The 9,230-nt window shown below is 69.6% G+C and carries 8 protein-coding genes and 1 riboswitch; of the genes, 4 read left to right on the top strand and 4 right to left on the bottom strand.

Annotation, left to right across the window (positions count from 1 at the left end; translation table 11 throughout):
- Positions 1–109 precede the first annotated feature (109 nt).
- The 3 genes from HY68_RS32745 to HY68_RS32735 all read right to left on the bottom strand — a co-directional run bounded on the left by HY68_RS32745 (position 110) and on the right by HY68_RS32735 (position 3,439).
- Positions 110–1,066, bottom strand: coding sequence for an SDR family NAD(P)-dependent oxidoreductase (locus HY68_RS32745; RefSeq protein ID WP_041998683.1), 957 nt, complete (start codon positions 1,064–1,066; stop codon positions 110–112).
- 73 nt (positions 1,067–1,139) lie between these two features.
- The gene (locus HY68_RS44320) at positions 1,140–1,727 is read right to left on the bottom strand and encodes a TetR/AcrR family transcriptional regulator (protein ID WP_052457389.1); all 588 of its coding nucleotides are present in this window, start codon (positions 1,725–1,727) and stop codon (positions 1,140–1,142) included.
- A 41-nt stretch (positions 1,728–1,768) separates the two neighbouring features.
- Positions 1,769–3,439, bottom strand: a complete 1,671-nt coding sequence (locus HY68_RS32735) for a glycosyltransferase (protein ID WP_041998680.1) — start codon at positions 3,437–3,439, stop codon at positions 1,769–1,771.
- Positions 3,440–3,722: 283 nt separating this feature from the next.
- On the opposite strand from HY68_RS32735, the gene HY68_RS39770 reads away from it, so the two are divergent.
- The gene (locus HY68_RS39770; protein WP_052457386.1) at positions 3,723–3,932 is read left to right on the top strand and encodes a hypothetical protein; all 210 of its coding nucleotides are present in this window, start codon (positions 3,723–3,725) and stop codon (positions 3,930–3,932) included.
- A gap of 8 nt (positions 3,933–3,940) precedes the next feature.
- On the opposite strand, the gene HY68_RS32730 is transcribed toward HY68_RS39770, so the two are convergent.
- Positions 3,941–4,792 carry a LysM peptidoglycan-binding domain-containing protein gene (locus tag HY68_RS32730; RefSeq protein WP_041998677.1) on the bottom strand — a complete coding sequence of 284 codons (852 nt, stop codon included), beginning with the start codon at positions 4,790–4,792 and terminating at the stop codon, positions 3,941–3,943.
- A gap of 4 nt (positions 4,793–4,796) precedes the next feature.
- A riboswitch (cyclic di-AMP (ydaO/yuaA leader) is annotated at positions 4,797–4,958 on the bottom strand.
- Between the two features lie 451 nt (positions 4,959–5,409).
- Between HY68_RS32730 and HY68_RS32725 the strand changes: the two genes are divergently transcribed.
- From HY68_RS32725 to HY68_RS32715, 3 genes are all read left to right on the top strand, one after another.
- A complete protein-coding gene (locus HY68_RS32725; protein WP_041998674.1) occupies positions 5,410–5,808 on the top strand; it encodes a DUF6221 family protein in 399 nt (132 codons plus the stop codon).
- 216 nt (positions 5,809–6,024) lie between these two features.
- The gene (locus HY68_RS32720) at positions 6,025–7,311 is read left to right on the top strand and encodes an MFS transporter (protein WP_041998672.1); all 1,287 of its coding nucleotides are present in this window, start codon (positions 6,025–6,027) and stop codon (positions 7,309–7,311) included.
- 123 nt (positions 7,312–7,434) lie between these two features.
- Positions 7,435–9,228 carry a sulfatase gene (locus HY68_RS32715; RefSeq protein ID WP_347560672.1) on the top strand — a complete coding sequence of 598 codons (1,794 nt, stop codon included), beginning with the start codon at positions 7,435–7,437 and terminating at the stop codon, positions 9,226–9,228.
- The last annotated feature ends 2 nt before the right edge of the window (positions 9,229–9,230 follow it).

The raw sequence follows: 9,230 nt of genomic DNA, 5'->3' as shown, positions 1-9,230 counted from the left end.
ATCCGAGATGGCCATTCCCACATCCTCCCCGAAGGGACCGCCGGGCGCGTTCGGCCACGGCCTGTGTCCGGCAGGCCTGTCAGGCCTGTCAGGCCTCCTCGGCCGTGCGTCAGCTGTGCAGCAGCCGGGTCGTCTCGTCCCAGAGGCGGTCGGCTTCTCGCGCGTCGAGGGCGTAGGCGGCCACGCCGCTCCTGCCGTCGCCGTGCCCGGTGACGGTGACGGCTTCGGCGCAGTCCTCGAAGTAGCGGCCGCTCACCCCTTCCACCAGGGGGGAGGCGGCGAGCAGGACCGTGGTCGCCGCTCCCTGCTGCGGGGTCTTCCAGCCCGGCGGGACGTCCAGGCGCCGGCCCTGGTCGTCCACGGCGCCGACGAAGCGCAGCTGGCCTTCGTCCAGGTGGCGCTGGAGGTTGGTCATGATGCCGCCGGGGTGCAGCGCGTTGGCCGTGATGCCGTCGGCCGCCCAGCGCCCGGTCAGGGCCACGGCGAAGAGGACGGTGGCCGTCTTCGACTGGCCGTAGGCGGACCACGCCTCGTAGGGCCGGGCGGTGAAGTGGATGTCGTCGAAGACGACCGGGGACATCAGATGGGCGGACGAGCTGACGACGACCACCCGGGCGTTGCCCGCTGCGGCGAGCGCGTCGTGCAGTCCGAGGGTCAGGGCCGCGTGGCCCAGGTGGTTGACGGCGAACTGGGTCTCCCAGCCGTCGGGAGTCGTGGTGCGCTCGGGCAGGGCCATGGTCCCGGCGTTGTTGACCAGGATGTGCAGGGGGCCCGTCCATTCCTTGACGAACGCGTCGACGCCTGCGAGGTCGGCCAGGTCGAGGTGGGCGAACCGGGTGTCGCGTCCCGTGGTGGTGCGGATGTCGGCTGCGGCGCGCTCACCCGCCGCGGTGTCCCGTACGGCGAGGGTGACGTCGGCGCCGGCGCCGGCCAGGGTGCGGGCGGTCTCCAGACCGATGCCGGAGGCCGCGCCGGTGACGACGGCGCGCCTGCCGGTCAGGTCGACACCGTCGATGACCTCGGCCGCTGTCGAGGTGGCCGTGAACGGGGTGGTGATTTCAGGCATGGCTGTACTCCGTGGGTCGGCGAGCGGGGTGGGAGGTGCCGGGGTGGGAGGTGTCGGCGTGGGGGTGTCGGGGTCAGCCTGCGGCGCGGCAGATCAGCCGGACGACGCGTCTGATCCGGTCGCGGAACTCGGCGCGGGTGGCCGAGGTCTGCTTCCAGGTGAGGGCGGCGGAGAAGATGACGTCCATGACGTCGTCAGCGGTCAGCTCGTCGGTGAGCAGGCCGGGCGGCGCGAGCGCGCCGACCCGGTCGCTGATCGTCGCCCGCGCCTGCTCCTGGTGGTCGTGGAACATCGAGCCGAGCTGCGGTCCGCTGTTCTCCAGCAGCTCGCCGAGGTCTCTGGCCACCTGGGTCTCGACGTACTGGCCCATCAGGGCGTCCAGCGCCGCCACCGTGCGGTCCTCGAAGCTCGCCCGCGGGTCGTCGTCGAAGCTCGCCTCCATGCCCCGCTGGGCGCGCTCGAGGACCCCGCGCATCGTGGCGCGGTACAGCTGCTCCTTGTTGGAGAAGTGCAGGTAGAGGCCGGGCCGGGACACGCCGGCCGCCTTGGCGACCGCCTCCATGGACGTCTTCTGGAATCCGTACCTGCCGAACACTCCGAGGGCTGCTGCCAGCACCGCGGCGCGCTTGGGGTCGTCGGACTCCCGCTCAGGACTACTCACACCTGACACATTAGACAGTCGTACGAAGTTTGTCTAACGCGTCAGTGCGAGTGCTCCCCGCGACCCCAGCGCGAGGCTTCCTGGGCGGCCGACCGCACCCTGCCCCGCAGGCCCCCCGGCAGCTTCCGCAAGGCCGTCCGTACGAGGCGGCGTATCCCGGGACGGGTCGCTGCCGACGCCACGAAGTGCCGCAGCCACAGCTGACGGCCCGGCTGACCGACGGTCAGCTGGAGCTGGGAGTGCGGGCCGAACCAGTTGGGGACGAGGATGCGCCCGCCGATGCGCCGCACCCCGAGATACGGCCGGTCCTCGCTGGCGACCCTGGCCCGCCGGCCGAGGCCCAGCACCTGGTAGTTGAGCCATACATGGTGGCGGCCGCTCGCGAGCGGGTTGCCGCCGGCGAGCGTGGCCGGGTCGAGAAGCGTCTCCCCCGTGATCACCACTTCGTGCCGTCCGGCGCCGAGTGGCCTCAGTTCGGGAGTCAGTTCACTGTCGGGATACCACCAGTGACCGTCGGAGGTGTTCTGCACGAGCAGCTCGCCCGTGGCGTAGGAGAAAGGATCGGTCACCTCGACGTTCTCCGCGCCTTCGATTCCCGCCAGCAGTTCGGGATCGAGGAAGAATTTTCCCTCGCGCTCCACGAGGACCAACGGCTCACCATTCGGCCTGACATGACGGACCGTGGTCCGCACCACGAGTTTGTCCTGCCGCCAGAACGGTTTCTCCATGTCGAGCCGCGGTCTGATTCCGCCGGTGCGCCGGGCGAGCTCGACAAGGGATTCCAGCCGGCCCTCCTCCAGCAGGGTGGCCCGCAGTCTCCCGACGGCCGGCATTCCTTCCCTGACGCCCGGTGGGAAACATTCCAGCGCCATCTTCCGAACGACATCGAAATAGGTGCGCAGTTGAGTCCCGGTCCGTTGCAGAACGCGCGGCTCGGTCACCGGACGGAGTAATTCCACCCGATAGGAACGCCGTAGCAGTCTGTCGCGCAACTCCCCCGGTTCCGTGCCCTCCTTGACGGCCTCGACGACATGCCGCAGATGGCGGTAATACGTGTCGGCCGTCGTGACGCCGCTGCTGTTGTTCCCGCCGTCCGCCCTGCGGACCCAGCGGTAGGTCGGATAGTCGCCGAGAATGGAGACGGTGCGCGCCCGGGTGTAGGCGCGGGCCATGAAGAGCTGGTCCTCCAGCCGGACGCGCCCTTCGGGAAATGTGATGCCGTGGTCCAGCAGAAAGGATCTCCGGAACATCTTGTGCGGCGTCAGGCTCTCGATCAGTGGCGCGTCCTTGACCGTGCAGCGCTCGACGGTCCGTTTGAACACGTTGCTCGGTCCCGTCATCGTGCCGTACATCTTGCCAAGCACGATGTCCGAGTCGTTCCGCTCGCCCAGTCTGACCAGGCGTTCCAGTGACTCCGGGGCGAGTTCGTCGTCCTGGTCGACGAACTGCACGTACTTGCCGCGGGCCAGGCGCACGCCGACGTTGCGGGGCTTGCCCGGCCAGCCGGAGTTCTCCTGATGGTGGACGCGCACATGCGGGTGGCGGGCGGCGAGCCGGTGCAGCCGCTCGGCCGAGTCGTCCGTCGACCCGTCATTCACATAGAGAATCTCGTAGGCGTCGGAGCCAAGGCTCTGGCCGGTCAGTGATGCGGCGCAGCGATCCAGATGCTCTCCGGCGTTGTAAACCGGAATCACTATGCTCACTTTCAGCATTCGGGCCCCCTCGTCAACAGCGGCGGTCACCGAGTGAGATTCACACACCCCTCAGAAGGTTGTACGTAAATATGACTTCGACACGACGGGTGCCGTTTCCCTGACGTTCATTCAGCCCAGCGGGCCGGCGCCGGGCGCGGGCGGGGCGGATGGCCACTTGACACCTGTTCAGAAACGGCCCGACGGGCTATCGTCCCCAGGGATCGCACTCTGCGCATCGTTGCCGATGCGTCCCACCGCGGGCAGGAGTCACGCCCCGCTCCGAGACCCCGGAGGCCCGGCGATGCTCTTCTGGACCCTCGCTCTGCTGCTCACCCTGATCGCCTTCGGCAGCATCGGCTACGCGATGGCCGGCCTCGGCCGGGGCAGCGGACGTGCCGGTGCGCGCCGTATCGGCGACTGCACGATGCGCCATGTCCCCCGCATGCCGAACGGGCCCACCCCCGCCGGACGTGTGCGTCGTCCGGCCGGAGTGGGCCCGTCAGGTGGGTGAAGGTCCGGTCAGTAGGGACCGTTCACGTTGTCGATCGAGCCGTAGGTGGCAGCCGCGTAGTTGCACGCGGCGGTGATGTTGGCCACCGGGTCGTAGCTGTCCATGGACGTGCCGTCCACGTGGTAGGCCTGGAACGTCGGGTCGATGACCTGCAGCAGTCCCTTGGACGGCGTGCCGGCGGCGGCGTTCGAGTCCCAGTTGTTGATGGCCGCCGGGTTGCCCGACGACTCCCGCATGATGTTGCGGTAGATGCCGTCGTAGCTGCCCGGGATGCCGTGGGCGGCCATGATGTCCAGCGACTCCTTGATCCAGCCGTCCAGGTCGTTGGTGTACGACGCGGCCGCCGTCTGGATGGGGGTGGTGCTCGTACCGCCCTGGGCGCTCTTGCCGGACGGGGCGGCCGCCGCCGTGGCGGGCTTGGCCTCGGCCTTCGGGGCACTCTTCGGAGCGCTCTTCGGGACGGTCCTGTCGGCGGTCGTCGCCGCCGTCCTCGACGCCGCCTTCCCGCCCAGGGTCAGCTTGAGGCCGGGGTGGATCAGCGACGGGTTGCCGCCGACGGCCTGCCGGTTGTCCTGGTAGAGCTTCTTCCAGCCACCGCTCAGCGAGTGGGTGCGGGCGATCTTGGCGAGCGAGTCACCGGAGACCACGGAGTACGTGGTCGGAGCGGCCTTCTTGGCGGCCACGACGGACGCGGGGGCCGATTTCACGGCCGACTCGACGGCCGAGCTGTGGACGGACGGCGCCGCTGTGGCGGTGGTGGCGGCCACCAGCGGGATGGTGAGCGCCGCACCACCCGTACCGAATGCGATAAGGCGTCGGGTGAGCCGGCCGGTACGGGGACGACGGTGCTTCTTGGGCATGACTAATTCCTCTCCGTCGCCTGCGAGGTGAGCTGTCGGGTTCGGACTGGAGATGTCCGGCCACATGAATGTGGCTTCACCCCTAGCCGGTCCTGTTTACGGACCGGCGGCTTACCTTGGGTCCCCCGCTCCTGCCGTAAGTGAGTGGGATTAGGTTTTCCGGACGGCGGCAGGATTAGGCGGTCCACCCGGAGTGACGTGAACGTAAGCGACAAAGACCGGCCTGAACAAGTCCGGGATTACAGGAACATCTCGAATCGGGAATCCGACGGTTCGCCATCTCGTTACCGGAACAAGATCCGAGAACTCAACTTTCCTTCTGTGCGCGGGAAATAGCAGCCGGCCGCACGCACGCCCGACATGTCCTTACGTGACACACATCACGGGGATATACCGCAACCGTGCGCTCCAACGAGGAACACCGAACGACAAGTTGGCCTATCGGTGGCTATACGGACTTGAAGGTCAATACCGCCAAATCGCCCATATGGGCAGCGCTCGCGTGGTCGCGGACGAGGCAAGTGCCGTTGCCGCGCGCGGTATCCTTCCCTACGGCCGTCCCAGCCCGCCAAGCCCACTGACAGCTCTGGACGGGCCGTTTTCGAGGAGCAAGACGCGTGAGCGAGAACGAAGCACTGATCACCTTCGTCCGGGCCCGGCTGGACGAGGAGGAGCAGATCGCGCGCAACGGTGGCAGCGACACGTGGCGGTGCCCGCCGGACCGGCCGGGCGAGGTGCACAGCTCCACGGGCCCGATCGCCTTCAGCATGAAGGACTACGGCTACGACCATCACATCGCCCACCAGGACCCGGCGCAGACCCTCCGCCGTATCGAGACCACCCGGGTGCTCATCGGCGAGTACGCGGAGGTGGCCGAGCTGGACGTGGACCGCCCCGCCCGTGACTTCCCCTCCGGGCGCGCGGTCGGCCTGGGCTTCGTCGTCCGGCAGATCGCGGCCGAGCACGCGGGACACCCCGACTACCGGGTGAAGTGGCTTCCCCGGTTCGCCGGTTGAGCTGACGGAGGGCGGACACCGCCGCACCGAATATCGCTTTCGCGGCGGACGTCCGACGGTTAATCTCCGAACGACGGCCGACCCCGTGAGGAGCTGAGATGCCCGGTCACCCGAGCGCGCGTTGACGTAGGTCCCGACCGACCTGTCATCGCGTGCCGCCTCTGATCGCGGCACGGCGAGCCTTTTCCTCAGCCCTCGGCGCCCCAAGGGGTCACTGTGCCGTTCCGTCTTCCCGCCCTGTCGCGGGACCGTGATTTCCGCAGTCTCTGGGCCGGCCAGAGCGCCTCGCAGCTCGGGGCACAGGCCGCGCAGGTCACACTGCCGCTCGTCGCCGTGGTGGCACTGCACGCGGGCGCCGGTCAGCTCGGCGCCCTCCGCGCGGTGCAGCAGGCACCGATCCTGCTGTTCTCGCTCTTCGTGGGGGCGTGGGTGGACCGCAGGCGCTCCCGCACCATGATGGTGCTGGCCGACGCGGGCCGCGCCGTGGCACTGGCCGTGATCCCGGTCTGCTGTCTTCTCGGGGTGCTCGGCGTTCCGGTGCTGTTCGTGGTCGCTTTCCTGGTGGGCGTACTGAGCGTGTGCTTCGACGTGGCGTACCAGGCGTCGCTGGTACGCCTGGTGCCACGCGACCAGCTCGCCCAGGGCAACAGCCTGCTGGAGGGCAGCAGGTCGGCGGCGCAGATCGGCGGCCCCGCGCTCGGCGGGGCGATGGTCTCGCTGCTCTCCGTGCCGGTCGCCGCGGCGGCCAACGCCTGCTTCTTCGTCCTGTCGTCCCTGTCGGTCCGGCGGATCAGCCGCAACGAGCCGGTACCCCTGTCCGGGGCGGGATCCGGGCCCGGGTCCGAGGGGCGGTCCGCCGTCCGGATGTGGCGGCAGATCCACGAGGGACTGCGTCTGGTCGTCAGCGACGGCTCGCTGCGGGCCGTGGGGATCTGCTCGGCCCTCTTCCAGTTCTCCTTCGCCGGTCTGATGACCGTCTATCTGCTCTTCCTGTCGCGCACCCTGCAGCTGCCGGGCACCGCCGTCGGCCTGGCGCTCGCGGCCGTCGGTCCCGGCGCGCTGGCGGGTTCGCTGCTGGCGGCGTGGCTGCCCGGAAGGATCGGATACGGCCTGGTGCTGGTGTCGGCGGCCGTGCTCGGGGACGGCGTACTGCTGTGCGTCCCCGCGCTGCACGGGTCGGGCGCCGCCACCCTCACCCTGCTCATGGCGGTGAACTTCGTCTTCGGCGTCTTCGGCCAGCTGGTCGACGTGACGGTCATGGCGGTCCGGCAGGCCGTGACGCCCGTGCGGATCCAGGGCCGGGTCGTCGCGACCGTCAATGTCGTCGGCATGGGTCTGACCCCGCTCGGGTCGCTGCTCGGCGGCTTCCTGGCCGCCGGCTGGGGACCGCGTACCGCGCTCCTGGTGACCGCGGCCGGTCTGCTGCTGTCGCCCCTGTTCATGGTCTTCTCGCCCCTGGCGCGGCTGGGGAGAAAACTGCCGGCGGCCGCCGTGCCCGATTGAGCGAAAGGCCGCGGAAACGCGTTGAACAAAACGCATCGCTGGGCCGTACACCTGTCTGCGGCCCCGACCCTCTGTGCCTGGTCCGCCACGTCATCACCGGGCCTCGCGCGGAAGGAACTTGGGTTGTCGCCCTTCATGAAGTCCCGTCAACTGCCGGACATGGACAAGCCGGACACGGAGCAGCCGGACACGGAGCAGCCGGACACGGACCAGAACGGCGAGGAGGGGGCCCCCGGCGTCGCGCGGGTCGTGGGGCGGGTGCACCCCGGCGTCGCGCGGGTCGCGGCGCGGGTGCTCACCGGGCTTGCCGCCGTGCTCGTCCTCCTCGCGCTGCTGCTGCCGAACAACCTCACGGATCCCACCGTCTCCGCCTTCCTCCGGATCCCGGTGGAGGGCATCGTCGCCGCGGCCGTGCTGCCGTTCCTGCCTCCGCGGGCGCGTCGGGTGGTGGCGATCGTCGCGGGGGCGGTCCTCGGTCTTGTGACCATCCTCAAGTTCCTCGACATAGGTTTCTACAACGAGCTGGACCGGCCGTTCGACGCGCGGCTCGACTGGTTCCTGCTCGACGACGCCGAGGCGTTCCTGCGGGACTCGGGCGGCCAGGCGCTCGCCGTCGGCGCCGTGATCGGCGTGATCCTGATCGTCGCCGCCGTGCTCGTCCTCATGCCGCTCGCGGTGCTCAGGGTGAGCCGTCCCCTGGTCCGTCACTCCACGGCGACGCTCCGGACCACCGCGGTCCTCGCGGTCGCCTGGATCACCTGCGCCGCGCTCGGTACGCAGATCGCCGGGGCGCCGGTGGCGTCCCGGAGCACCGGCGAGCTGGTCTACAGCCATGTGAAACAGGCGCGGGACAGTCTGCGGGACGAGCGGCAGCTGGCCAAGGCCGCCGCGGTCGACCCCTTCGGCAAGACGCCGCCGGACCAGCTGCTCACCGGACTGCGCGGCAAGGACGTCATCTTCGCGTTCATCGAGAGCTACGGCCGCAGCGCGATCGAGGACCCCTCGATGGCACCGCAGATCGACGCGATGCTCGCGGACAACACGAGCAAGCTGCGCGCGGCCGGTTTCTCCTCCCGGAGCGCGTTCCTCACCTCCCCGACGGCGGGCGGCGGCAGCTGGCTGGCGCACTCCACGTTCCTGTCCGGACTGTGGATCACCAACCAGCGCAGCTACGAGACCGTCACCTCCGGCGACCGGATGACGCTCACCGGCGCCTTCCAGCGGGCCGACGCGTGGCGGACGGTCGGGATCATGCCGGGCGTCACCCGGGCCTGGCCCGAGGGGAAGTTCTTCGGCCTGGACAACATCTACGACTCCAAGCACCTCGGCTACCAGGGGCCGTCCTTCGGCTGGTCCCGGATGCCCGACCAGTTCGTCCTGGAGTCCTTCGAACGGCTCGAACACGGCAAGCCGGGCCCCAAGCCGCTGATGTCGGAGATCATCCTCACCTCCAGTCACAACCCCTGGGCGCCCCTGCCCACGTCGGTCGGCTGGGACCAGGTCGGGGACGGCTCCGTGTACGACGCCATCCACGCGGCGGGCAAGGACCCGCACGCCGTGCTGCGGAGCACGCCCGAGGTCCGTGGGGACTACGCGGATTCCGTCGAGTACTCGGTGAACAGTCTCGTGTCGTACGTGACCAAGTACGGCCACGACAACACCGTGCTGGTCTTCCTCGGTGACCACCAGCCCATCCCGAAGGTCGCGGGTGACCACGCGAGCCGGGACGTGCCGATCGCGATCGTCGCCCACGACCCGGCCGTCCTCGACAAGATCGCCCCATGGGGCTGGCAGGACGGCCTGCGGCCGGGTCCGCACGCGCCGGTCTGGCGGATGGACTCCTTCCGCAACCGCTTCCTGACCGCCTACGGCCCGCAGCCGGCGGCCGGCGCCGGCCCTTCGCCGTCGGCCCCGTGACC

Origin of the sequence: Streptomyces sp. AcH 505, assembly GCF_000818175.1 — a bacterium.
In the GTDB taxonomy this organism is placed as follows: domain Bacteria; phylum Actinomycetota; class Actinomycetes; order Streptomycetales; family Streptomycetaceae; genus Streptomyces.
Note: the sequence above shows the minus strand (reverse complement) of the source record. Positions and strands in the feature narration are given on the sequence as shown.